This window comes from Flavobacterium sandaracinum, assembly GCF_004349135.1.
GTDB lineage: Bacteria > Bacteroidota > Bacteroidia > Flavobacteriales > Flavobacteriaceae > Flavobacterium > Flavobacterium sandaracinum.
Map to the genome: position 1 here is coordinate 24824 of NZ_SMFN01000008.1, position 25160 is coordinate 49983.

General features: G+C 33.5%; 31 protein-coding genes. 7 read left to right on the top strand and 24 right to left on the bottom strand.

Annotated elements, in window-relative coordinates; all coding sequences use genetic code 11:
* Positions 1–6 precede the first annotated feature (6 nt).
* The 17 genes from atpH to E0F91_RS08400 all read right to left on the bottom strand — a co-directional run bounded on the left by atpH (position 7) and on the right by E0F91_RS08400 (position 13647).
* Positions 7–540 carry an ATP synthase F1 subunit delta gene (gene atpH / locus E0F91_RS08320; RefSeq protein WP_132065897.1) on the bottom strand — a complete coding sequence of 178 codons (534 nt, stop codon included), beginning with the start codon at positions 538–540 and terminating at the stop codon, positions 7–9.
* Positions 541–542: 2 nt separating this feature from the next.
* Positions 543–1043: a F0F1 ATP synthase subunit B gene (locus E0F91_RS08325; protein WP_132065899.1), complete on the bottom strand. Its 501-nt coding sequence runs from the start codon at positions 1041–1043 to the stop codon at positions 543–545.
* 118 nt (positions 1044–1161) lie between these two features.
* The gene (gene atpE, locus E0F91_RS08330) at positions 1162–1353 is read right to left on the bottom strand and encodes an ATP synthase F0 subunit C (RefSeq protein WP_073353856.1); all 192 of its coding nucleotides are present in this window, start codon (positions 1351–1353) and stop codon (positions 1162–1164) included.
* Positions 1354–1467: 114 nt separating this feature from the next.
* Positions 1468–2598: a F0F1 ATP synthase subunit A gene (gene atpB, locus E0F91_RS08335; protein WP_132065901.1), complete on the bottom strand. Its 1131-nt coding sequence runs from the start codon at positions 2596–2598 to the stop codon at positions 1468–1470.
* 120 nt (positions 2599–2718) lie between these two features.
* Positions 2719–3111, bottom strand: a complete 393-nt coding sequence (locus tag E0F91_RS08340) for a DUF6168 family protein (protein WP_132065903.1) — start codon at positions 3109–3111, stop codon at positions 2719–2721.
* Positions 3108–3335: an AtpZ/AtpI family protein gene (locus tag E0F91_RS08345; protein ID WP_132065905.1), complete on the bottom strand. Its 228-nt coding sequence runs from the start codon at positions 3333–3335 to the stop codon at positions 3108–3110. The genes E0F91_RS08340 and E0F91_RS08345 overlap by 4 nt, the downstream gene beginning before the upstream one ends.
* Complete coding sequence (locus E0F91_RS08350; RefSeq protein WP_132065907.1) at positions 3304–3711, bottom strand: bactofilin family protein; 408 nt, start codon at positions 3709–3711, stop codon at positions 3304–3306. The genes E0F91_RS08345 and E0F91_RS08350 overlap by 32 nt, the downstream gene beginning before the upstream one ends.
* 2 nt (positions 3712–3713) lie before the next feature.
* Entirely contained in the window at positions 3714–6341 is a 2628-nt protein-coding gene (porW, locus tag E0F91_RS08355; protein WP_165930107.1) for a type IX secretion system periplasmic lipoprotein PorW/SprE, read from the bottom strand.
* Positions 6342–6702: 361 nt separating this feature from the next.
* Entirely contained in the window at positions 6703–7398 is a 696-nt protein-coding gene (locus E0F91_RS08360) for an ABC transporter ATP-binding protein (protein WP_073353848.1), read from the bottom strand.
* Positions 7399–7446: 48 nt separating this feature from the next.
* Positions 7447–8916, bottom strand: coding sequence for a DUF5687 family protein (locus tag E0F91_RS08365; RefSeq protein WP_132065911.1), 1470 nt, complete (start codon positions 8914–8916; stop codon positions 7447–7449).
* A gap of 47 nt (positions 8917–8963) precedes the next feature.
* Complete coding sequence (locus E0F91_RS08370) at positions 8964–9671, bottom strand: hypothetical protein (RefSeq protein WP_132065913.1); 708 nt, start codon at positions 9669–9671, stop codon at positions 8964–8966.
* Between the two features lie 214 nt (positions 9672–9885).
* The gene (locus tag E0F91_RS08375) at positions 9886–10611 is read right to left on the bottom strand and encodes a hypothetical protein (protein ID WP_132065915.1); all 726 of its coding nucleotides are present in this window, start codon (positions 10609–10611) and stop codon (positions 9886–9888) included.
* A gap of 1 nt (position 10612) precedes the next feature.
* Positions 10613–11287, bottom strand: a complete 675-nt coding sequence (locus E0F91_RS08380; RefSeq protein WP_132065917.1) for a hypothetical protein — start codon at positions 11285–11287, stop codon at positions 10613–10615.
* 9 nt (positions 11288–11296) lie between these two features.
* On the bottom strand, positions 11297–11893 hold the full coding sequence (locus E0F91_RS08385) for a hypothetical protein (protein ID WP_132065919.1): 597 nt from the start codon (positions 11891–11893) through the stop codon (positions 11297–11299).
* A 74-nt stretch (positions 11894–11967) separates the two neighbouring features.
* Positions 11968–12633: a hypothetical protein gene (locus E0F91_RS08390; protein ID WP_132065921.1), complete on the bottom strand. Its 666-nt coding sequence runs from the start codon at positions 12631–12633 to the stop codon at positions 11968–11970.
* Positions 12630–13295: a hypothetical protein gene (locus tag E0F91_RS08395; RefSeq protein ID WP_132065923.1), complete on the bottom strand. Its 666-nt coding sequence runs from the start codon at positions 13293–13295 to the stop codon at positions 12630–12632. The genes E0F91_RS08390 and E0F91_RS08395 overlap by 4 nt, the downstream gene beginning before the upstream one ends.
* A 10-nt stretch (positions 13296–13305) precedes the next feature.
* Positions 13306–13647: a PadR family transcriptional regulator gene (locus tag E0F91_RS08400; protein ID WP_132065925.1), complete on the bottom strand. Its 342-nt coding sequence runs from the start codon at positions 13645–13647 to the stop codon at positions 13306–13308.
* A 151-nt stretch (positions 13648–13798) separates the two neighbouring features.
* Here E0F91_RS08400 and E0F91_RS08405 point away from each other — a divergent pair, with 151 nt between their 5' ends.
* From E0F91_RS08405 to E0F91_RS08420, 4 genes are all read left to right on the top strand, one after another.
* A complete protein-coding gene (locus E0F91_RS08405; protein ID WP_132065927.1) occupies positions 13799–14851 on the top strand; it encodes a ferredoxin--NADP reductase in 1053 nt (350 codons plus the stop codon).
* Positions 14852–15155: 304 nt separating this feature from the next.
* The gene (locus E0F91_RS08410; RefSeq protein ID WP_132065929.1) at positions 15156–15407 is read left to right on the top strand and encodes a type II toxin-antitoxin system ParD family antitoxin; all 252 of its coding nucleotides are present in this window, start codon (positions 15156–15158) and stop codon (positions 15405–15407) included.
* Positions 15400–15693 (top strand): type II toxin-antitoxin system RelE/ParE family toxin, encoded by a 294-nt coding sequence (locus E0F91_RS08415; protein ID WP_132065931.1) that lies wholly within the window; start codon positions 15400–15402, stop codon positions 15691–15693. Before E0F91_RS08410 ends, E0F91_RS08415 begins: the two co-directional genes overlap by 8 nt.
* A 30-nt stretch (positions 15694–15723) precedes the next feature.
* Positions 15724–16032: a hypothetical protein gene (locus E0F91_RS08420; protein ID WP_132065932.1), complete on the top strand. Its 309-nt coding sequence runs from the start codon at positions 15724–15726 to the stop codon at positions 16030–16032.
* A gap of 109 nt (positions 16033–16141) precedes the next feature.
* Here the strand turns inward: E0F91_RS08420 and E0F91_RS08425 are convergent, their stop codons facing one another.
* Genes E0F91_RS08425 through E0F91_RS08435 form a run of 3 tightly spaced genes read right to left on the bottom strand, consistent with a single transcriptional unit; the run spans position 16142 to position 18031 of the window.
* Positions 16142–17158, bottom strand: a complete 1017-nt coding sequence (locus E0F91_RS08425; RefSeq protein WP_132065934.1) for a glycosyltransferase family 9 protein — start codon at positions 17156–17158, stop codon at positions 16142–16144.
* A gap of 32 nt (positions 17159–17190) precedes the next feature.
* Positions 17191–17424 (bottom strand): hypothetical protein, encoded by a 234-nt coding sequence (locus tag E0F91_RS08430; protein WP_132065936.1) that lies wholly within the window; start codon positions 17422–17424, stop codon positions 17191–17193.
* A 1-nt stretch (position 17425) separates the two neighbouring features.
* A complete protein-coding gene (locus E0F91_RS08435; RefSeq protein WP_132065938.1) occupies positions 17426–18031 on the bottom strand; it encodes a DUF4254 domain-containing protein in 606 nt (201 codons plus the stop codon).
* Between the two features lie 86 nt (positions 18032–18117).
* Here E0F91_RS08435 and upp point away from each other — a divergent pair, with 86 nt between their 5' ends.
* Positions 18118–18771, top strand: a complete 654-nt coding sequence (gene upp, locus E0F91_RS08440) for a uracil phosphoribosyltransferase (RefSeq protein WP_132065940.1) — start codon at positions 18118–18120, stop codon at positions 18769–18771.
* Here upp and E0F91_RS08445 read toward each other — a convergent pair.
* A complete protein-coding gene (locus E0F91_RS08445; protein ID WP_132065941.1) occupies positions 18766–19695 on the bottom strand; it encodes a DUF6427 family protein in 930 nt (309 codons plus the stop codon). The genes upp and E0F91_RS08445 overlap by 6 nt on opposite strands.
* A 143-nt stretch (positions 19696–19838) precedes the next feature.
* On the opposite strand from E0F91_RS08445, the gene E0F91_RS08450 reads away from it, so the two are divergent.
* Positions 19839–20069, top strand: coding sequence for a DUF6341 family protein (locus tag E0F91_RS08450; protein WP_073353823.1), 231 nt, complete (start codon positions 19839–19841; stop codon positions 20067–20069).
* A 31-nt stretch (positions 20070–20100) separates the two neighbouring features.
* Here the strand turns inward: E0F91_RS08450 and purD are convergent, their stop codons facing one another.
* Positions 20101–21375, bottom strand: a complete 1275-nt coding sequence (gene purD, locus E0F91_RS08455; RefSeq protein ID WP_132065943.1) for a phosphoribosylamine--glycine ligase — start codon at positions 21373–21375, stop codon at positions 20101–20103.
* Positions 21376–21507: 132 nt separating this feature from the next.
* On the opposite strand from purD, the gene E0F91_RS08460 reads away from it, so the two are divergent.
* Positions 21508–22818, top strand: coding sequence for a phenylacetate--CoA ligase family protein (locus tag E0F91_RS08460; RefSeq protein ID WP_132065945.1), 1311 nt, complete (start codon positions 21508–21510; stop codon positions 22816–22818).
* Here E0F91_RS08460 and E0F91_RS08465 read toward each other — a convergent pair.
* Together E0F91_RS08465 and E0F91_RS08470 are read right to left on the bottom strand one after the other, a co-directional pair.
* Positions 22802–23584, bottom strand: a complete 783-nt coding sequence (locus E0F91_RS08465) for a glycosyltransferase family 2 protein (RefSeq protein ID WP_132065947.1) — start codon at positions 23582–23584, stop codon at positions 22802–22804. The genes E0F91_RS08460 and E0F91_RS08465 overlap by 17 nt on opposite strands.
* Before the next feature lie 2 nt (positions 23585–23586).
* Positions 23587–24939: an exopolysaccharide biosynthesis polyprenyl glycosylphosphotransferase gene (locus tag E0F91_RS08470; RefSeq protein WP_132065949.1), complete on the bottom strand. Its 1353-nt coding sequence runs from the start codon at positions 24937–24939 to the stop codon at positions 23587–23589.
* Positions 24940–25160 lie beyond the last annotated feature (221 nt).

A 25160-nucleotide genomic window follows, 5' to 3' on the forward strand; every position in this document is an offset into this window, starting at 1 on the left:
ATAAAACTAATTACTTAACTCTCTCTTTAATACTTGTAATCTGTTGGCTATTGAAGCATTGTATTGCTTGTCGCCTATTCTTAAAATAAATCCTCCAATAATTGAAGCATCTACTGTATTTTCAATTGTGATTTTCTTATCTGAAAGTGTTGCTATTGTCGCTTTCACTTTTGCTTCTAATGCAGCATCCATAGGAATAGCGGTAGTAACTTTAGCTACTTCAATACCATTCATCACGTCAGATAATTTGCTGTATTCTGTAGCAATACCTTCTAGAATTTCGAATCTTTTGTTTTCAAATAACAAATGAAATAACCCTTGAGTAACTACATCAATACCTGCAAAAACTTCCAAAAGTGCTTTCTCCTTCACCTCCACTTTTAAAGTTGGATTTTGGATAAAAGTACTCAATTCTAAGTTTCCATTGATTGTTGAAGCAATCAATTTCATATCGTTATTTACAACTTCGGCAACTCCTTTTGAGTTTGCTAAATCTAAAATTGCTGTTGCATAACGAATTGCTGCTCTTGTACTTGCCATAATTAGTTCAGTTTTACGTCACCTAACAATTTCTCCACTAATTTAGTTTGAGCTTCTTTGTTAGACAATTCGTCTTTCAATAATTTTTCAGCAATACTCAATGATAAAGTAGAAACTTGTAATTTCAACTCAGCCATAGCTGCATTTTTTTCACTTTCAATTGCTGCTTTCGCTTGTTCAATCATTTTCAATCCTTGAACTTGCGCTTCGTTTTTAGCATCCGCAACCATTTTTTCTTTCATTTCACGAGCCTCTTTAAGCATGTTGTCACGCTCTAATCTAGCTTCTTGTAAAATACGTTGGTTGTCAGCTTGAAGATTTTGCATTTCTTTTCTAGCGTTTTCAGCAGAAAGTAAGGCATTCTTGATTCCTTCTTCTCTATCATTTACTGCATCAAGAATTGGCTTCCAAGCGAATTTTTTTAACAAGAGTATTAATCCAACAAATATCACTATCTGCCAGATAAACAAACCAAACGAAAAATCATTTATTAACTTATCCATTATATCTAATTATAAATTTTAAAGTATGTATTGCTTTTAATCGCAATTTGTAATGTTTTAATTTTAAAAACAATAGTTACAACCAACCGTTGCAACTATTGTTTTATTTTAGTTTTAATTAAGATGCGAATAACGCAGCAAAACCAATACCTTCAATAAGTGCAGCTGCGATAAGCATAGCTGTTTGGATTTTTCCAGAAGCCTCTGGTTGACGAGCAATAGCGTCCATTGCTGAACCACCAATTCTACCAATACCTAAACCTGCTCCGATAACAATCAATCCTGCTCCTACAATAGTTGGAATTTCCATAATATATAAATTAAAAATTAAACATTCAATTTGATTTTAGATTGAAGATTAACGATTTTTGATTTCAGAATTGCAAAATCTGCAATCATAAATCAAGTTTCAAAAATCTGAAATCTAGTGAGCCTCTTCGTGATGATGCTCTTCGTTTCCTGCTCCAAAATACAGTGCAGATAACATGGTGAAAATATACGCTTGTAAAAAAGCTACTAATATTTCAAGTATCGAAAGTGCAAATGCCAAACCAAATGACAATGTGCTTCCAATCCAGCTTTTGAATATAAACATTAAACCAATGATACTCATTAAAACAACGTGTCCTGCTAAAATGTTAGCATACAAACGTATCATTAATGAAAATGGTTTGATAATTGTTCCCAATAATTCAATTGGAGCCAAGATAAATTTCATTGGAGTTGGTACACCTGGCATCCAGAAAATGTGAGCCCAGTAATTTTTATTAGCCGTGAAAGTAGTAATTAAATACGTTAATAAAGCCAATGATGCTGTAATAGCAATATTCCCTGTTACGTTAAATCCTAGTGGAGTTAATCCTAATATATTTAAAAAGAAAATAAAGAAAAATATAGTCAATAAATAACTCATGTATTTTTTATATCCTTTTTCTCCAATGTTAGGAATGGCTATTTCATCTCTAATATAAAGTACAAGTGGTTCAAAAAACCTTCCCGCACCAGAAGCTATTCCGTTATTTTTACCATACGATTTTGCTAATCCTGTAAACAAGACAAACATTAAAAGTGCAATCCCTAAAATACCAATTACACTTTTAGTAATCGATAAATCAAGTGGCGCAGCGTTTGTTGGGTGACCGTGCTCCTCTATTAAAGTTCCAGAAGCATCTGTTTTGTATATTTTTTCGTGGTGCAACACATAGAAGTTTCCATTGTGTTCTGCTGTTTCCTCACCGTGGTGAAATTTTGAAGAAGAAAATACTTGTAAACCATTATCCCAAAGAATAATTGGCAAAGAAAAACCATTATGCACTCCTGTTGCCTCGTCAACATTAAAAGTAAAATCATGCGCATCTAAAAGGTGATGATTGATAAATGCCTTAATTTTAGATTTTACATCTGTTGGTTCAGCATGAGCTCCTTCGGCTGCATCATGGGCAACTTCCGTTTTTACTTTCACAGTATCCACCTCAGGATTTGCAAAACTAATTAGTGGAAGACACGCTATTAAAGTCGCTACTATAAATCGAAGTGGTTTGTTTGAAATCACCATAACAGTTAATTATCTTAATTTATTACGTTTCTGAAATTTGGTGCAAATGTACATCTTTTATTAATATTCAAAAGAATATAAAAATTTATTTTTGATGGATTTGTTCCTTAAATCACATATTCATTGCTTTTCGTTTAATATCCGTATTGTTAATATCGTTTCAATTGCTAAAAAGATAATAAACATCACAAAAAAATTAATTTTCTCCAATGTATTTTCCTCGTTTGTCACCTGCAATATAGGTTTTAAAATTACATAACAAACAATCATTTTGATACTTGTGCTCAAAAGAAAAGACATCCCTACATTGTCAAAACTGCGTTCTTTAACTTTCAACAAAACTACAAATACCATAATTGACAATACTAAAAACAAGAGATATAGGGTTTCTATAGAATAATAAAAAGACGTGTCGTTTATGTCTAAAGCATAAAAAATAACGCGATGAATAAGGTATGCTAATCCTACAACTGCAGTTAAAGACAAAAGCGGTCTGTATTTTTTTAAACTCATTGTGTTTTATTAATTTCGTTTACTTGCCGAATCACGTTATACAACGCCAGTACAACACCAACGAATACTAAAATTTTAGAATAATATACCTTGGGATTGGGATGGTTTTCATCTAACCAGCCTCCAAGATAGGAGAACAAGAAAATAATAACACCCATTTGAATGGGAATATTAATGAGTGCAAGCCATTTATTAGGCCGTTTTTGAGGCGGTTTGTTGTCCATTAGTAGGCATTTGATTTTTAATATTGGTCTTCATTGCGCACGATGCACTAAAATCAGCACCTGGTTCCACAGATAATTTGCCTACGATAACTTCACCATGAATACTAGCTTTCGATTTTACATTTAGCACCTCCGTTACCTGAATTTTTCCGTTAAATTTGCCTTCGATATCTGCATTTTTACATACAATATCTCCCGTGACACTTCCTGCAGGGCCAATTACAATTTTTCCGCCAGACTCAAAATTACCAATCAAGTGTCCGTCTAATCTAAAATCAGCTTGTGAAATAATGTCTCCTTTGATCGTGGTTCCTTCTACAATTCTATTGGTCTTTCCTAGAAGATCAGTATATGATTTTTGTTTTTTATCAAACATAATTATTGCTTTTTAGAGGCTAAATACGTTTCAAGATTTTTCTTGATTTGGATGACTTTATAATTTTCGCCAGAAACTACTATAGCCGCATCAGTAATTTTATATTTTATATTTTCTTCTAAAACCAATGCAATATCTGCTGCGTAGGCCTTTGATTTTATTCCATGTATCGTGATGAAATTTCCTTTGTCCGTATAGATATCATACGAATAATACATTTTTTGAAAGTTTTCACTAGCCAAGAATACTTTTATTTTTTCTTCTAGCGCTTTGGTGTTTTGAGCATCGCGTGCTCCCACTTGATATAAAATTTTCCAGTTATTTGAATCTGTTGTAACAAAGTCCATTTTTTCTAAAAACGGAATTTGATCATTCAATATCAATAGGGCATTTTTCCCCTCTTCGCTATTTGGATAATTATCTGCAACCACTTGCAGCGCGTTTTTGTAAGCGGCAACCCCTTTTAGCTTGCCTATCACATTCGCTTTAAGCAGTTCAAATTTAGATCCAATCTCTTCGCCCGAAAACTGAGTAATAAGAGCATCGGCATTCTCTAAAACCAAAACAAATTGCTCTTGTTGAAACAGTTTATACCACTTGTTATAGACGCTTTCTGGTGAGTCAACTGCTGAAATAGCACTTGGATTGGTATTGTTTATAATTTGGGCATAGCGGGAGTCCGGATATTGCGTTACGATTCTGTTTTTCATCGCCTCTGCTTTTTTGCTACCGTTGATTTGATATAACTTATACAAATTGTACATAGCAGGAAGAATCAGTTTTTCCTCTGGATTATTTTTCAATAGGTATTCCAGTTTGGCGATAGCCAAATCATTTTCTTTGAATTTTTCTTTGTAAATAATTCCCAATTGATAGTAGGCAAAATTGCGTTCTTTACTAATGCTGTCTAATTCTATTTGTGCGGTCGGAAGTTGTTTTAAATAATAATTCGTAGTGTACTGCTCTACAACTACTATGATGTCCGATTCCTTTTTTGTACCGTTCTTTTCCAAAGTCAAAGAATCAGCAGTTACTGTATTTACATTCCCTGATGAAAGTCTCCAATTGCCATTTAGAACCCTGTCGCCCCATATTTTTTTAAATTCTAATTTACCAAAAGCCACGGTTGTAAAATTATAAAAGTAGAATGTACTCGCTCCAGGCTGCGCATTAATGGACGCCGCTGTAGGTGGAGTCATTGTCGATTTGCGGTTTGGTCTTGTCGGATCTTGAGTAGAAACGGGATCAATAGAAGAAGGTGCATTATTACGCGCGCTATTTTCTTGTATCACTTTATTTTTTTCTTCTAAGAGCCTTTTAACCTCATCTTGTTCCTTTAATTTAGTAATGTATTTTTCATAATAAGCGGAACGATCCGCAGGATTCATTGCCACTACATTTAGAATACTGTCATTTCGCTTTGCCAATGCCTCGTACAAAATAACCTCATCGAGATTACTTCTGATTTTTTGAATTTTACCAAACTCTCTGGTTTTCTTATTTAGCTTGACTAAAGTACTGTCATAGTATTTTGCCGCCAAAGGATATTCCGCGTTTCTAAAATACATGTTTCCTAGATTTCTATAATTAGAGGCTACTAAATAGCTGTCTTTTGAATTCGTTTTTAAGGAAGCGCTATACAAATCCATTGCTGTTTTCCGATTGTTTTGCTTGTCATGATACACGGCCATTTGATGAAAAATCAAATCTTTGTAGGGACGATTTTCTCGGTCTTGCATCAGTTTATTGAAGGTGTTTACAAAAGAAATCGTATCCCCAATTTGGTAATCAAACAACTCCGCTTTTTTAGCATGTGCTTGAATGACAAATTTTCGCTCCGCTTTTCGATTCATACTAATTACTTCTTGGTAGGCTGCAACAGCACTGTCTTTATACCCCATCTCTTGATACAATTGTCCTAAAACAAAACGGTATCTTGCTCTTTCCTGATTTACTTTAGTGAATGCGATGGCTTTTTTTATTTTGGCCACGGCGCTATCCTTTTCTTCCAAGTTTAAAAAAGAAGCCGCTAAAAGGGCGTTTGCATCTGCAAAAACCTGTTTCTTTACTTGGTGCTCTTCTAATAATTTACTGATGTTTTTTATCACCAAAGCATCATTTCCCAGACGCATATTGGTTTTTTCTCGCCATATTTTAGCTTCGTAAATCTTGCTGCTATTGGGATATTTATACAGTATATAATTGAATGCCTCGAGAGCTGGCACAAATCGTTGGTCATAATACCTTGCTTTTCCAAGCATGAGATAGGCTTCATCAATTTGGGAGTTTTTTTCTTTGCCTCCAATATTCATGGAGTGTTTTTGAATGGCTTTGGTCGCTTTGGTTTCAGCCAATTCAAAATCAGCATTTATTGGTTTTGTGGTAGCGGTGAAGTCCTCTACAATTTGCATTTTTTCTGGAGGTAAAAGTTGCCAGAAGTCATCATCATCATTGGATTTTAAGGTTTGAACTCCTTTGTCTAAGCCTGCTTTACCGTTGTATAAAATGTTATACTTGGTGCTCAAAGCATGTGAATTCCTAGCCATAAAGGTGTCTTTTTTAGTAGAACAAGCTACCAAAAAAGCAAAAAACAATAAGAAGGGTAACGGTTTAAATATATTGATTTTCAAGGGGAAGCGTTTTTATCAATTAACTTTTAAATATGCTTTTTAGTATACTGACTGGTAAAAATACGTTTCTTTTTGACATCGTGAAAATTATCCGGGTTTATTTGACTCTTTCGCGTGCGTGAGGGATGGAAGCGGCATCCTTTATTTTCTTTCTTTAAGAAAATAAAGATACAGCGTACAGCCCGACCCGAAGTCTAGTCTTTTTGGACGAGACGGAGGGGCACGCCCACATTAAATTCTAACCGAATTACAAATGCCTTTTGACTGGAAAGCTTAAAAATAAACCGCTAATTCGCAAATTTCAAATGTTTAATTTGCGAATTAGCGGTAAAAATTTTGACTAGGACTGTTGCGTTAAATTTTAAACAGCAAAAAACAATTCTAGTTCCTTTAAGGTTTCTGGTGAGGTTTGAATATCCTTGACTACTTCGCCTTTGTGCATGGCAACAATCCTGTCGCTTACCTCAACGGTGTGCTGCAAATCGTGGCTAGAAACCAAAACAGTAATCTCTGGATTATCGGCTAAATCTTTGATGATTTTTTTTAAACGGAATTGAGTGGTTGGGTCTAAATTAGCAAAAGGTTCGTCCAGAATAATCACTTCCGGATTCCCGATTAAGGTAGCGATGATGCCCACTTTTTTCTGATTCCCTTTGGATAAATCGCGTAAATATTTCTTGTTTTTCAGGATTTCACCATTGAAAAATTCTTCGTGTGTGGCTAATAAAGCATCGACATCGGCTTTGTTTTGTCCGCGTAAATCGCCAATGAAATAAAAATATTCTTCGGGAGTCAAATAGCCAATTAAAAAACTTTCATCAAGGAAAGAGGCGGTGAAAGGTTTCCAAGATTCACTGGTGTTTACTTGTACGCCATGGTTGACAATATTTCCTGTTGAAGGCTGGATTAAATCCAATAAAAGGCTAAAAAAAGTGGTTTTTCCTGCACCGTTATTGCCTACTAATCCAAAGCTTTCGCCTTTTTTTATTTCTAAAGAATCTATTTTTAATACGGTTGTTCCGTTGTATGTTTTCGAAAGGTTGTTTACTTGTATCATATTTGAAAAAGTTTATTCGGTTATTTGTTGATTTTGTTAATCGCTGGATTATCCTTTTTGTTTGTAAGCAGCAATGGTCGCGTATTTCTCTGCTTTGTAGATTTTTTCGATCAAGGAGAATGCTTTGTCTTTGAAAGCAAAACCAATTACTCCTACTGCGGCTACTAGAGACAATCCGATAGTTGGATTCCCATATTTAGAACCTAGCCAATACAGTAAAACGGGCAGTCCTAATTGCGGTATAGATATTAGCATGGTTTTTACGTTGAATGCTTTTTTGTCTCCAAAAGCCCCTTTTCCAGAACTCAAATCGATGGGTGTTTTTGTATATGCTCCACCCAATAAAACCAAATGCGAGTTGATACCAATATTATAAATCGCTCCAACAACAATGGTTAAATACACCTGCACGCCAAAATAAAGATAGAAAGACGCAATAGTTGTAGTCACTAGTGTTGCAATTACCATCAGCCACCACTTCGAACTCAAATAGCCTTTATACGGAATGTTTTGTGTCATCATTAATTGGTAATACGCGCTGTCCCAACTTGGTACAAACTGCCCAAAAGTGATTAAGAATCCACCGGAGACAAAAATCCCGGCAAAAATGTGCATTACGGGGTTGTTATACGCTTCGATAGAATTAGTGAAGAATAGCAAACCATAAAAAAGGAACATCACGCTCAGTCCTACCGTGGTTTTTGAACGTTTGTTTCTTTTAATCAATTTAATGTCGTTTTTCAAGAAGGTTCCTATGGTTCCAAATTGGTTCAACCAAGTCAAATCCTCTGTTTTGGCAATATCATGTTTGCTTGACAATCCTGCGTCGAGGTATAAATTGTTTTTGAAATACTGAAATGTGGCAACATACAACCCAACAAGCGCCATAACTGGAATAGCAAAAGCCCAATAGGTATTGAAAATTGCATCAAAAAATGGAGCAGTATAATCTGTAATATTAAAATAATCGTAATAGTGCAATCCTCCTAAAATCGCAACTATCGCAAGGAAAATACCAAATAAATTATCTTTATTACTCAGTATAATATTTATGAAATTATTGATGTACAAAAGCGAATACACGGCCGTGAACCAAAGCACTACTGACAACGCATCATAGCCTTCGATGATTAGTACAACGCTAAACGGAATCAGGAAAAAACCATGTACTAAATTAAAAAAAGATAAAATAGTTTTCCCCAAGGAGAAATGCACAATTGTCGATTTTTTGATTGGAAAAACCAGCATCGGGCGAATGTTTAAAACTGGGATTTTTTGCAATAGCAATCGGATGATTAAATCCATCAACACATAGTAAATCATGAACTTATTTACCGTTGCAACAGGATCCATGTTCTCTTTCTTGAGGATGTAAAAAACACCAATTCCCACGGCTAAGAAAATCAGAATAAAATAAACGGCGACAAAACCCATCAGGATTTTTAAAGCTAAATTGGTCGCGAACGAAGCCGATCTAATAAATGCTTTCCATTCGAGATAGAGGAATTTTTGAATCATAGTTTGGTTTTTTGGTTTGCTAATAAGTACCTAAAAGTAAGGAAATGTTACACGTTTTCTAATTTATATTCTGGATAAGTTGTTTGTAGATACTCTTCTGCTTTGGCTGGAATGATTTTAAAAATGATAAAAAGCAGTAAGATGACCACCACTAAAAAGAAACTCAATCCCATCATCCAATAGTAATTGCCTAAATACTTTTCGGAATGGTTAAAAACTGAAACGAATACATTAAACGGAAAAATAATAGCTCCTGAAAAGCTGCCGTATTGATTTATTATTTCTTCAAAAAGCCATCTTTTTTCTTGGGTTTGCTTTTTTCTTTTTTTGATTCTATTGTTTTTGAAAAGTTCGTAAAAAGTAAATCCTACTACAATAAGATAGAGACCTACAAAAATCCATGCGCTATAAGCGCTTATTTTTAAAATACTGTATAAAACTAGCGTCATGGCGATTGTCAATATAATTTTTGGAATGCCAAAGAAATCTTTGAAATGTTGCCAAACCAAACCATTGTATTTTTTATCCAAAACGGCTTGTCGTTTTTCGACCACATCCATAAACCCAAAAACACCAAACTTTTTGAATTCAAGTTGGAGCGCTTCATCAAACGAGCGATTTGGGTTTTCTTGCCATTGGGTTTCTATTGCGTTTGCTATGTGATCTACCAATTCTGATTGTAAGTCGTACCACTCTACATAATGCTGGCGCGTGAAAGTGAATAGGTGGTCAATTTGTTGAGAAGTTAATTTCATATTCTATTTTGCTGTTCTTGAAAGTTATTTGTCACTTACGATTTTCTTGCTTTTTCTCTCTTTTTTGTCATGCTGAGGAACGAAGCATCTCAGCATTGTGAGTCATTTTAGTAACTTAAAAAAACGTTTTCATTTGCGATTATTTTATCCGGTACACTGTGAGCAACTTGTGAAGACACTTCGTTCCTCAGTGTGACAAATTTGTGGAAACGCGCTAATTAGTATAAAATCTAGTTTCATTTTCTAATTTATATTCCGGATAGGTAGCTTCTAGGTATTGTGTAGCTTTAGAAGGGATAATACAAAGCACAATGTAATAAACAATCCCAATTAATACGAATATAAAACTAAGGACAAAAAGAATAAAATTATCAAAGTTATAATCAAATGACTGATATTGCGATTGAATAATTATATTTAAAGGTAGACTTATTAATCCTCCCAAACCTCCCAATCTAAAAATTGTCTCCTCAAATAGCCATATTTTTTGTCCAGATTTGGTTTTCTTTTTTCTAGCTTGGTTCATTTTTATCATTTTATAAAAGACGAATCCAACTAGGACGACTAACACCCCAATAATTAGCGGTTTAAAATTTTCACTATATTTTACTACACAAAATAAAAGCGTTGTCAATATTACTGTTACTAAAATTCTAGGTATCGTAAAAAAATCTTTCAAGTGATGCCAAATATGTTTGTAATACGTTTTGTTTAATGCCTTTGTCTTTTTTTCAACCACATCCATAAACCCAAAAACACCAAACTTTTTGAATTCAAGTTGCAGCGCTTCATCAAACGAGCGATTTGGGTTTTCTTGCCATTGGGTTTCGATAGCGTTTGCTATGTGATCTACCAATTCTGATTGTAAGTCGTACCACTCTACAGAATTCTGGCGAGTGAAAGTGAAAAGGTGGTCAATTTGTGAAGAGGTTAGTTTCATGTTAGGCAAAAATTTGTTGGTTTAGTTCGAGGAGGGTTGTTTTTCGCATTTTCATAAATATGAAGTATGTCATTAACGTGCTCGTAAATATAATAGCCATGAAGATTTTGATAAATACATTATGGAAATCTATCACGTCTTTGCCTATAATTGCCATAGCATTATTTATATGCATTCCTATCATCAACAAGTTAAAATACAAAAAGATTGATTGGGTTCTCAAAATAAAAAGCCCTTCTTTTTTTATTAGTTTTCTAAAAGGCAGTAACTGTAATAAACCTACTACTAAAATTGCTACGAGTGTTATTGTATGAAAAATTCTTGGTTTATCTAGTACGGAAAGCAATAAAAAATAGATTACAAATACTGTAATTGCAATCATAGATTTAGGAAAATCAAAATACGACTTAATCTGTAAATTAAATGATTTTCTGTTTTTACGATTTATAGCTTTGACTTTTTCAGTCATCATTCCTTTAAAACCAATTTTCCCAAAAGCCTCTTCTTTAGCCATTACAACCGCATTTTCAAAAGAAATTGTTTCCTCTTTTTCTAAGATAGCTTCAACACTCAATATAATATGGTCTAAAATTTCCAAGTATACTTCGTAGTACATAGTGTCACATCTAGTGATGTAATTTTTGATATATTCTATTTGTTGGTTAGTTAGTTTCATTTTGTAACTTTATGAAAGTAGGTACTGTTTTCTGATTGTATTAATTGATTGCTTTTGAAGATAAGTGGCACTCGCGACAAATAAAATTCCTACTGTCCAAATCAAACAAAAAACGAGAACTACTGCAGGGTATTGATTAATTTCCTCTTTAAATGGATTAATTGAGCACATTCCTATTTGAGGCACTCCCATTATTGTTAAATAAGGATGTACAGATTCAATGGCGAGAAAACGTTTACCATTTATCTTGCGGTTTTTGTGAAAGAAATAAAGCAGTGGAATTGCTAAAACATATAATGACCAAAACAATGCTAGTATATATTTGTAAGGGCTATCGAAATAGAATGATACTTTAAAACTTATAATAACAAGCAAAATACAACCCATAATTTTAGGAAACTTTAAATAAGTTCCAACCATTTTTCGTTGTTGTTTATTGTACTCTTCGACAAGAATTTGTTTACGCTGCTTTTCAATCGCTTTTAATTCTGGTTTTGTGAATTTTTTAAATGTGTTTTCTTTTACTTGCTCAAAAGACAGCTCAGGATTCTGTTCCCAAAATTCTTCCATACTAGTAACCATGTGATCGGTGAGTTCTAGTTGCAACTCATACCATTTGATATCTTTGGATTCAATGTGATTTGAGATGCATTGTATTTGTTGGTTGGTTAGTTTCATCCTTAGTTATTTTTTAATTTTCTTTCAAACTGAAAATGTTTTAATGCCAGTTGCAAATACATTCCTGCGAGCAGGACATAAATTATAGATATAAAAATAGTAACGAAAGAGATTTTAAAATCCGTATGATTTAATTGCGCTGGAAATAAGCCAATTCCTATCATAAAAAGAAAAATGAACAAACCGATACTTTTTTTCTTAATTAAGTAACTGAACGATGTTTGTCGCTTTGATAACGAAAGTAATCCCCAAATGGAGAGAACCAAGCAGAACACAACGAAAATAAAAGTTTTAAAAACTTGCTGTATCTCTAGGATAAAAGCTAAAAATTCTAAGTTTCTTGTCAATAGCAGTACTAAACTAGTCGTAAAACTTGCGATACAAATTACAATTAACAATTTGTTTTTTATTAGTTCATGACATTTTGTTGTCATTATTTTGGGATTCGCAAAACCAATTAAAAATGAAAACGAAGGCTGTAATTGTGGCTTCCATTTATCCAATACCAATTTAAAATTTTCTTCAAAAGGTAGTGTATTTTCCTCCATCAGAATTTCTATTTCTGAAGCAATATGGTCCGTAACTTCTAGTTTTAAATCTTCAAAATAAAGACCGTTTAAAACTAATGTTTCTTCAATATGGGCGATGTGTTCTTCAGTTAGTTTCATACTAAACTATTTTTTAATTTCTTTTCAAATTGAAAATGTTTTAGTGCCCGTTGTGAACTTAATAGCAACTGAAAAAGCATGAAAGTACTTGTAAAAACAAGCATAGATTGATTCCTTAAATCTAGTGGCGGAGTATTTATAAAACAAAATGGGTATATCCAAGTTATATATACCGCCATTTTAGACTTATGATTCATATAAAATGAAGTGTTTAGTTTTGATTTCCAAATCCTAATTGTATTAAAAATCAGAATTACATATCCAAGGACAAAAACATAACGAGCAAAAGCTTGAAAATTATGTGTGATCATTTTGGCATCATAAAATTCAATTAGACTCATAAAAACTAATAAGGCAACTATACTTGATGAAAACCCAAACAACATTTGTTTCTTTACAAGTTGCAGTTTTTTCTCTAAAATAATTTTCGGATAACTGACGCTTATTCCTGTAAAAAAAGAGCTAGAAGGTTTTAATTCTTCGGACCATTTATCTAATACTAGTTTAAAATTTTCATCAAATGAAAGAGTATTTTCAGCCATCTCATTTTCAATTTCTGAAGCCATATGATCCATCATCTCTAATTTTACATCATCATACATAATGCCGTTTGATAATAAGATGGAATCTATAAATTCTATTTGTTCCGCGGTTAATTTCATCTTTAAAAAATTAAAATTCTAAATTCGGTTTTGGGCTTACTAAACTTTGCATGTTCCTAATGAAATCTTCGAGCTCGGAGAGTCGGTTTATGGTTTCCTTGGTGCCAGCCTCCGTCAACTTGTAATATTTACGCATGCGGTTGTCGACTTTCTCCATCTCTACGTCCAGAATTCCTTCTGCTTCCATTTTGTGTAGCGCAGGATATAAAGCACCCTCGGTGATATTGAGTTCGCCTTGCGTGATGGCCTTTACTTTTTGCGTGATTTCATAACCATACATTTTGCCGTTTTCCTCTAGCAGTTTCATAATGATGGTGTTCAGACTTCCTTTGTATAATTGTGAGTTTTTCATTTTTTTGTCATAGCGAGACTAGAAGCCATCTCATATTGAAAAACAAATATACATAAGATTCTTATACATAACTTCATTAGGTATGTAAATTTTCAAACACTTTAATTTAAGATACCTATTCACTTTAGTATATTTGCAAAAAAATAATCAGATGTCATCCTTTTTAAAATTAATTATAAAAGAAGTAAAACGCGAAACCAAAGATGCGGTTTCCATACTTTTTAATGTCCCTCAAGAACTAAAAGCGAACTATTCCTTTATTGCGGGTCAATACTTAAACTTGAGATTAACCCTTGATGGTGAAGAAATTCGCCGTGCCTATTCGATTTGCTCTTCACCCGATAGCGGAGAATTACGTATTGCAGTAAAAGCGGTGCCTAGCGGTGCTTTTTCTCAGTTTGCTAATACCAAACTTAAAGTAGGTGATGCATTAGAAATAGGAACTCCAGAAGGTAAATTTACTTTTGAACCTCAGGCTGAACGCCAAAAAAACTACGCGGCATTTGCTGCTGGAAGCGGAATTACACCGGTAATGTCCATCTTAAAATCCGTATTGAAAAACGAACCGAATAGCTCTTTTGTATTGGTTTACGGTAACAAAACTCCCGAAGAAACCATATTTCATCAAGAATTACACGACTTGCAATTGCAATATGTAGGTCGCTTTTTTGTGCATTATGTTTTCAGTCAAGCCAAAGCAGAAAATGCTTTGTTTGGTCGCATCGAAAAATCAACAGTGAATTTTGTTCTGAATAACAAACACAAGGAATTAGAATTTGATAAGTTCTATTTGTGTGGACCGGAAGAAATGATCAATATTGTTTCTGGAGTTTTGAAAGAAAAGAACGTAAAGGAATCGAACATCAAATTTGAATTGTTTGCTACTTCAACACAGGTAAACGAGATCAAAAAATCATTAGGCGGACATTCTAGAATTACCATTTTGGTAGATGACGAAGAAACCACTTTTGAAATGTCGCAAAAACAAACCGTTCTTGATGCAGCCTTGAAACAAGGTATTGATGCGCCGTATTCTTGCCAAGGTGGAATTTGTAGCAGCTGCTTGGCGCGTGTTACTTCAGGAACTGCCGAGATGTCTAAAAATTCCATCTTGACGGATAAAGAAATCGCCGATGGTTTGATTCTTACCTGTCAAGCACATCCAACATCAGAATCTATTTATGTAGATTATGATGATGTTTAAAAGATAAATTGCTTTATAATGAAACTTCTCTGAAAAGGGAAGTTTTTTTGTTTTACGGAGGTTGGGATTTTTAGTATATTGGTGAAAAGATGAAACTGTCGAAAATTATCTAGTTACCAAAGGATAAAAGACTAATAAAAAATACTTTGCGGTTTTACATATCCTGCTTAATTTAATGTGACAATCCATAACAACAATCTTAACATAATCTCAAAACCCTAGCGAAGAGGACAGAACGTTAAATTTGCGGAAAAAAAATTCCAATTGTTACCAATATTTGGTACTTTAGTAAAAAATTAAAATCATGGGAAAGAACACATCAATCTCTTTAGATAAGCATTTTGAAACTTTTGTAGAAAAAAGTATTTCAAAAGGTCGGTTTCAAAATGCAAGTGAGGTTATCCGGGCCGGACTTCGCATGCTAGAAGAGGAAGAAGATAAAGTTTTACTATTAAAAAATGCCATTCAGGCAGGTATTGATAGTGGGATTGCCAGAGACTTCGATCCAAAAAAACACTTAGAAACGTTACAAGCAAAGAAAAAAGCAAATGGCTAAATATTATTTGACCAATTTAGCTGTTGCCGATTTAGCTGAAATCTGGGAATATACTTATGAGGAATGGTCAGAAAAACAAGCCAATAAGTATTATAAACTCCTATTAGCATCTTGTCAGGAATTAGCAAATTACCCTAACTTTGGCAAAAAATACGAGCTAATTCAACCTGATCTTTTAGGATTTAAAGCCAATCATCACATTATTTTTTTTAGAATTATTTCGGTCAAAGAAATAGAAATAATAAGAATTCTTCACGAAAGAATGGATTTAAAATCAAAGCTTTAATCCAAAATTAGCCACTAAACCGTTTTTAAAATGAAATCCACTCGAGAAATTTTCAAAAGCAATCCTTCCCTTCTTGACGAACCAGAAGTAGCGCAACTTTTGGAATATTGTGAGCAATTGCAAGATGAAATCGTGGAATTCAAATTTCAAAAAACAAACAACAAAGAACTAGCGATGCTTGATATGATTAAAGAAGTCATAAAAGGCTGCAATGCCATCGAGAAAGAACATGCGGAACATGAACGTTTTGGTTATGATGCGCCAAATTATCAAGAAACGATTTCGAATTTAAAAAGATATATTTTGGGTCGCTGTCGTGAGGAGAAAATTTGGCTTTAAATCTCGTAACATCCTTAATGATTCAAAACAAGATTTGAGTTTTAATTTTTAAAACATTAAGAAAGTTAAGTTTCATTAAGTCTTAGTTTTCTTAAATCTCTTAACGCGCTTAATGATTCAGTAGAAGAGCATTAATTTTTAAAACTATTGTTTCTGGCAAAATCGTTCGCATGGCATCTTCATAACCAGCTACTTTTTTGTTCCCATACACCGAAGTTGGTAGTTTAGGAAACTGATTTCTATCAGAAATCAAAGCATTTTCCATTGGTTGATTAAAAGGTGAAAATCCCGCATAAGGATGCGTCGCGCCCCAAAGCGTAATGACTTTTACACCAAGCATGGCCGCAATATGCGCATTCCCGGAATCCATGGAAAGCATGACATCAAGATTGCTAATGAGTTGTAATTCCTGCTGAAACTTAATTTTTCCTGCAACAACAACTACATTATCTTTATTCGCAGCAAGCGAATTTAAGAGCTCTATTTCCTTTTTTCCACCGCCAAAAAGCAGAATAGTTTGGGTTGAATCCAAAGCTAATTTATCAATAACTTGTTGCATCAAATCCAACGGATACACTTTAGAATCGTATTGTGCAAAAGGTGCGATTCCAATCAATTTGCGATGATTTGTTCCAATTATCGCTACAATTTCCGGACTTAAAACAGCTTTTTCAGGAAAAACTACATGAGATAAATCAACATTAAAACCGAGTTGTTCAAACACTTTTACATGTCTTTCGAACATCGTAGGCAGTTGCTGGAACACTTTGTTTTCGGGTTGAGTCAAAGCTTTCTTTTCTGCTCTTCCTTTATCCACCGAAGTTGTTTTTTTTCCGCTTAAAGCAAAAAGGTTTCGGATTATTTTAGAACGCAAAACGTTATGTAAGTCGGCGAAAGCATCAATTTCTAAACCTTTCAAATCTTGGAACAAACGCAACAATCCTAAAAATCCTTTGTGTCGTTCTTTTTCATCGAAAGCAAAAAAAGAAAGATTAGGAATTCCTTCAAAAAAAGGTTTAAAAAAAGGTCTAGAAATAACAGTGATTTTTACTTCTGGGTACTGATTTACAAAAGCGCGTAAAACAGGAACCGTCATGGCGACATCTCCCATTGCGGAAAGTCTCATGACGGCTATGTGTGTGTGTTTACTCAACACCACTATTGCGCTGTATTTTTTGAATTGTTTTGTGATTTTCTGTGCTTCAACATAACATTAGCTCTTCTTAGATGAAAAAGACCGAATAATAAAAGAATATAAATGGCAATTCCAGACTGTTTCTCTTTTTCAAGAAAAATATTTTCGTACAAAGCATAAAAAGCGCCTAAAAAGCCAACGATATAAATGAACTTAAAAAACAATGGTTCCGTTGAAAAGAAAGAAGCTTTTACCATCTTATTTTTTATTTTGATACAAAACAGGATTCAAATCATCATCGTTGTACATTTTCATTTGTTTGTACACTTTCATGAATTTATTACCATTTTCGATGTCTGTTAACAAATCATCTATTGCGGTTGACAAATCGGATCTTTGTTCCAATAATATATTCAACTTTGCCTGACATTTATCTCTGTGGTCTTGGGAAGCTTCTGCACGCGTCGCTTCTTCATTCATGTGATAAATTTTTAATGCTAAAATTGACAATCGGTCAAAAGCCCAAGCTGGACTTTCTGAGTTGATTTTTGCTTCCTCTTTTACCACAACATGACTGTATTTTTGAAGAAAATAACTATCAATATATTCCACCATGTCCGTACGTTCTTGATTAGAAGCATCGATTCTTCTTTTCAAAGTCAGCGCTGCAACTGGATCGATATTTGGATCCCGAATAATATCTTCAAAATGCCATTGAACGGTGTCAATCCAGTTTTTGTGGTATAACAAATGTTCAAATTTATCCTTCGGGAAAGGATTGTTTATAGGCTGATCGACATTATCAAATTGATGATAATCCTTGATACTTTGTTCGAATACGGAGTACGCTAGTTTTGAAAACATATCTTTATATATTAAAAGACAAAGATACTTTTTATACTTTTATACCATAAAAAAATAACTAGAAGTTTAATTACAAATATATAACCATGCAAATTCATTATTTATCAGAGGGAAACAGTGTCCTAAATCATTTTTTGGGGCAAATACGGAATGTGAATGTTCATAATGACAGCATGCGTTTCCGAAGAAATATTGAACGTATTGGCGAAATAATGGCGTATGAATTAAGTAAACAACTGCATTACGCACCCATTGAAATCCAAACGCCGCTAGGCATAAAAAATACGACTGAGATCAAAGATCAGTTGGTTTTATGCTCCATTTTAAGGGCTGGCATACCCTTGCATCTGGGTTTTCTGAACTATTTTGATAATGCCGAGAATGGTTTCGTATCTGCTTATAGACATCATCCCAATAATGACGACTACTTTGATATTTTAGTCCAATACCAAGCCATTGCTGATATCAATGGAAAAAATTTAGTACTAGTAGATCCCATGCTTGCCACAGGTCAATCCATAGTTGCGGTGTACAATAAATTAATGGAAAATGGGACGCCAAAAGAAATCCACATTGCAGTTGTGATTGCCGCGCCTGAGGGAATTGCTTATCTAGAGGAACATTTACCAGAACATTGTCATCTTTGGGTGGCTTCCTTAGACGAGAAATTAAATGAACACCGTTATATCGTTCCAGGATTAGGTGATGCAGGTGATCTTGCCTATGGCAATAAGTTATAGCTGGCTAAAAAAAGAAAATAAACTGCAGATAATTAGTACTGAAAGTACCATCTCTTGCTTTAATTTAAGCTGTGGTATTTCTATATAACTAGTTGCCATTATTGCTAAAGGTGCAACCGTAAAAATTAATAGGTCATTGCTTTTATTAGATGAAATCAAGAAAATAAGTACTCCAATAAAAAAAGAAGCAATGATTTTTTTGAAAGAAGTATGCAATAGTTGTGGTCTGCCTGATAATGTGGCAAACATAGAGACTAGAAAAAATAAAGCGATTGTAGCATAGATTGACAAAGCCGCATTTTGATAATTATTAGTAAAATAATCAATGCTAAAGTTTGTCGTTACACTATTAGTTATGTATTCCAGCACGTTTACATTGAACACTGTAGCATATACTAAGAAAATAATTGAAGTAATAAAAAAAGCAATAAAAGGCAGTATCCAGTTTCTATAATCTCTAGAAACATGGAAAATTATAGATATAAAAACCAATACAATAAAAATTATACTCCAGAAATGAAATAATGTTGCCAGAAAAATCCACAAAGAAGCATCAAATATTTTTTCTTTGGACGCTTTCAAAGATTGTAATGAAATCAATCGACGTAAGGCTAATAGAATAAAGAAATTAGACAAAATCAGACTTAAATTATCCAATACGGTTGGAAAAAAAAGCAGCAATAAAAAATAAAAAAAGATCGTGTAGGTACTGTCTTTGCTCAATCCGTTCTTTTTAGCTACAAAATCTGTAATGAACATAGAAGCCAATAAAAGACACAGTAATCCACCCTTACTTAGCATTAATAAAAAGGAATTGGTCCAAGATAAATCTTGAATTTGAAACAGTAAAAAGAAAATCAGCATTAAAATTAAGACCAATGAAAAATTTAATGGTGTAGATTTTCTAAAAACACTTGTTATCATAAGGATATTTTATACTTTTGTGTTCGTAAATATAATACTTGTTTAAAAAGTAAACCCTGCAAGTTCAAAAAGATTCTTCTAAATAAGACTTTTTACTTTCCAGAGTTCCTCAAAAACAATTAATAAAATTAATTTTATACATTATGAAATCATTTTTCGAAGGAATACAGTACTTATTTGTAAATATTTTATTTGCTCCTCTAGACTTTTTACGCTCATTAGAGCTATCTTCTTGGTTTGTTGCTAATACAATCAACTGGATTTTCATGATTATTTGTGCCTCTGCCATGGTGTATTGGATCAAACAATTGAAAATTTTTGAAGATGCTGGAACAGAGAAGCAAGATACTACCGCTCACTCTTTCTTAAAATAATATTTAAAAAAAAGTGAACGATAATTGGAAATTATTTTAAATCGTTTCCAATATCTTTTCTAAAATACATCTTATCAAAGTGTAGCTTGTCTATATTTTGGTAAGATTTTTTTATGGCCTCCTCAAAATCATTTCCATACGAAGTTACGGCTAAAACCCTTCCTCCATTTGACACTATATTTCCATTATCCAGTTTAGTTCCAGCATGAAAAACAATTGAATCTTTAATGTTCTCTAATCCAGAAATTACTTTTCCTTTTTCGAAATCCTCCGGATATCCACCAGAAACAACCATAACTGTAGTGGCGCTTCTTTCGTCAACTTCTAAGGTAATTTCATCCAGTTTTTCATTGGCTACAGCCAAAAACAATTCCACTAAATCCGTTTTTAATCTAGGAATCACCACTTCGGTTTCCGGATCGCCCATTCTTACATTATATTCTATTACGATTGGCTCATTATTGACATTAATCAACCCAATGAAAACAAAACCTTTGTACGGAATTCCATCTTTTTGAAAACCATCAATTGTTGGTTTTACAATACGTGTTTCAATTTTTTCCATCAAAACAGCATCAACATAAGGAACTGGAGAAACTGCTCCCATTCCGCCTGTATTCAATCCTGTATCGCCTTCGCCAATGCGTTTGTAATCTTTAGCAGTTGGCAATATTTTATAATTTTTTCCATCGGTGAGAACGAAACAGCTTAATTCTATTCCGTCAAGAAATTCTTCTATTACCACTTTAGAACTAGCGTCACCAAATTTTTGATGCACCAGCATGTTTCTTAATTCTTCTTTGGCTTCCGCCAAATCTTGAATAATCAAAACCCCTTTTCCGGCAGCTAAACCATCTGCTTTCAAAACGTACGGAGGTTTTAATGTTTCCAAAAATTTACATCCGTTTTCCACCGTTTCAGCTGTGAAACTATCATAAGCGGCAGTTGGAATGTTATGTTTGATTAGAAATTCTTTGGCAAATTCTTTACTTCCTTCCAGTTGCGCACCCATTTTTGATGGACCGATAACTGGAATGTGTTTTAACTCGGCGTCATTTAAAAAGAAATCATAAATCCCTTTTACCAAAGGATCTTCTGGTCCTACGACAATCATTGTTACTTTTTCCTGAATCACAAACGTTTTTATAGCTTCAAAATCAGTTGGACTCATCGCAACATTCGTCGCTATTGATCCGGTTCCAGCATTTCCTGGCGCTACAAAAAGTGTGTCGCAAAGCGGACTTTGAATCATTTTCCATGCAAAAGCATGTTCTCTTCCGCCTGAACCCAGTAGTAAAATTATCATGTGTAGTTGTGTTTAGTTGTCGTGCAAAAATAATTGCTTTTGAACTTAAAAAATAATTAAATTTCAAAAAGTTGTTGGTTCTCCATCATTAGTTGTTGGTAAATATTATTTTTGGTAAAATATACCTTTGAAATGTTTCGACTATTCGACTTATCCTTGCAAATAAATGGCTTTCCTATGAAGGAAGCTAAAGCCGAATTGCGGAAAATTGTAGCCTTTTCTGAAAAAGAACATCAAGTTTTTGTTCAAAATAAAAAACAAGAAATTGTCCATTTTCATTTGCAAAATAATGCTTTTTATAAACATTTAGTCGGTTCAGAAAATTATGAAAACTGGGAAGATTTACCAGTTCTGAATAAGAAAAACTTACAAAAACCATTACTAGAAAGACTGTCAAAAGGCTATTCCGTTAAAAACAGTTATGTAAACAAAACTTCCGGTTCCAGCGGAACTCCGTTTATTTTTGCCAAGGACAAATATTGTCATGCCTTGACTTGGGCTTCAAATATGTACCGTTTTGGTTGGTACGGAATTGATTTTAATACTTCCTATCAAGCGCGGTTTTATGGAATTCCAATGGATTTTATTGGCAACAAAAAAGAACGTTTCAAGGATTTTTTAAGCCATCGGTTTCGGTTTTCCATTTTTGATTTATCGGATGACGTTTTAGAAAAGATGCTGAAAAAATTTCAGAATAAAAAATTCAATTACATCAATGGATACACGAGTTCGATTGTTTTATTTGCTAAATTTTTACAAAAGAAAAATATCGTATTAACTTCAATTTGTTCTACTTTGAAAGTATGCATGGTAACTTCTGAAATGCTTTTTGATGACGATAAAATGCTTTTAGAAAAACAATTTGGCATTCCTATCGTCAATGAATATGGTGCTTCAGAATTGGATTTAATTGCTTTTCAGAATACGGAAGGAGAATGGCAAGTGAATTCAGAAACGTTGTTTGTAGAAATTTTAAACGAAAATAATAAAGCGGTTGCAAATGGTACTTCGGGCCGAATCGTCATTACCTCCTTGTTCAATAAAGCGCATCCTTTTATACGATATGACCTTGGTGATATTGGAATTTTAGATGAAAAAAGTACATTACAAAAACCCATTCTGAAAAAATTAATAGGAAGAACTAATGATGTAGCAGTTTTGCCCAGCGGGAAAAAATCACCTGGACTTACCTTTTATTACGTCACAAAAAGTATTATTGAGGATGACGGAAACGTCAAAGAATTTGTGATCAAACAGACCAAAATAGATTGCTTCGAAATTGAATATGTCAGCGAAGCCGAATTGAATTTGGAACAAATAAAAAAGATTAAAAAGGCGATTGAATTGTATCTCGAACCGCATTTGAATTTTATATTTATCCGAAAAAATAGTTTAGAAAGAAGCAATCGAGGAAAATTAAAACAGTTTAAATCGATGCTTTAATGATTTTAGAATAACGTGGTTTGAGTAGCAATTGTGTGAATAAAAACCCAATCATACAAAGCGTTGCGCCAATTAAATTCAAACGGTGATGCGCTCTATAAACGTAAAAATTATGTTTAATCAAATCGAATTTAGAAGCCGAAATCGAATTTTCTCGAATGCGATACAGCGCTAAACTTTCCGGAACAGGTTGTGCGAATTGTATTTTTTTTAGAATAGTCAACCACATCATCCAATCTTGCCGTTTCCGAATTGAGGAAATAGCAATTTTTCCAAAATAATTGACATCATAGATTCCCGTAAGGTTCCCAATATAATTACAAAAAAACAACTGTTGGTACGAAAGATGCAAAGGCGCTTCTACTCTTTTGTTCACAGGTATGCCTGCTTCGTTAATGCAATCATAAAATGAAAAGGTGAAAGGAAGGTTATTCGCTTTCATAAAAGTAAGCTGTTTGTCTAATTTTTCGGGTTTCCACAAATCATCCGCATCTAGAAAAGCAATGAATTTGCCAGTTGCTTTCTCCAAAGCAGTATTTCGGGCAATTCCAGTTCCAGCGTTTTTCTGGAGTTGAAAAAGATGAATTCTATTGTCATTATTCACGATTTCTTCAATGATGGAAACCGTTTCATCTGTTGAACAGTCATCCACAATAATCATTTCCCAGTCCTGATACGTTTGATTTTGGACTGATTGGATCGTTTCGGCAATGAATTTAGCCGAATTAAAAGAGGGTGTGATTATGGATACAAGTGGATTTTCCATTTTCAATATGCTTTTTTATCACCTCTTAAAGTGTTGTATATTGTGATGAAAATGATCTTTATGTCTAATAAAATAGACCAATTTTCCATGTAAAAGATATCAAATTTTACGCGATTGATTATGTCCTCATCGGTTTCTACTTCACCTCGAAATCCTTTAGTTTGAGCAAGCCCCGTAATTCCTGGTTTGACAAAGTGACGCACCATAAACTTATCAATTTTCAGGGCATACATTTGGGTATGACTTACCATGTGCGGTCTAGGCCCAACAACAGACATATCTCCAAATAATACATTGAAAAATTGTGGAAGCTCATCAATGCTTGTCTTGCGTATAAAGCGCCCTATTTTAGTAACGCGTATATCATTTTTACAAACCTGATTTAAATGTGCCTCCTCATTAATCTCCATCGATCTGAATTTGTAGCAACTAAATTCTTTATAATTTAATCCGTTGCGCTTTTGGATAAAAAACAAAGGTCCTTTGGATTCCCACTTAATTAAAATTGCAAGAATTATACTCAACCATGAAAGCAGACCAAATATGACTACAATCGAAAACAAAAGATCAAAAACGCGTTTGATTATCTTATTCAAGGTATCATCTAACAAGATATTTCTCAATGAAATTACTGGAATGTAATTGTAATATTCAAAAGTAAAATTTCGAGAAAGAATTTGCTTTTCATCAGGAATAAACTTTAAGGTTTTCATGTTATTATCAGCAAAATAAACAATCTCATTCATCTGATTTTGCGTTAAATCACTCATCGAGCAATACATTTCATCTATTTTTTGCTCTAAAACATAGTCAAAACTCTCCCTTAGAATGCGGGTTTTATCCTTTTCAAAATTAAAAACCCGTTCTAATTTGTATCCATAATCTGGATTCTCCGTAAAGAAATGCTGTAAAGGTTCAATACTTTGAGCTGTTCCTAATAAAATAACCGTTCTGAAATTTCCACCGAAAAGAACTCTGAATTTCTTTAGAAAGTAATAAATACATAATTTAACGACTAGAATTACTGCAAGTGACAGCGTAGTAAAAAGGACAACTCTTTTAAAACTAGAATTTTCCGAATCAAAAAAAGCTAAGGCGAGACAAAAAAGAGTAAACAAAACACCTTGCTTTAAGGCGCAGTTTAGTATTGATATTACTTTAGTATATCTGTAAACTTCGTAAAAGCCAAGGTTTGCAGCGATGACAAACCAACTGACACTGATAAATAAAGGATAAAAAATCTTATCTACAGGGAAGTCGGTCAAGTATACTGAAAGTACATTGATAACAATCAAGTCTATGACAAATGAAAAAGGGCGAATATAGCCTGAATATCTTCCCGTTTTGGTTTTCACTATTTTATACAATTAGAAAAGTCATGCTACTTTTCTTTTACTACTATGATTACACTCCTAAGCCAGAAATAAGTGGCTGTTAAACGCACTATTTTCACACCTAAATTATACTTTTTAAAACAAAAACAACGAAGTGGGTTAGCTAAATTTTAAAATAATTCATTCCTCACTTATACTCCGCAATCCAGTGTGTAAAGATGGTTTATATTAGCACCATAAAA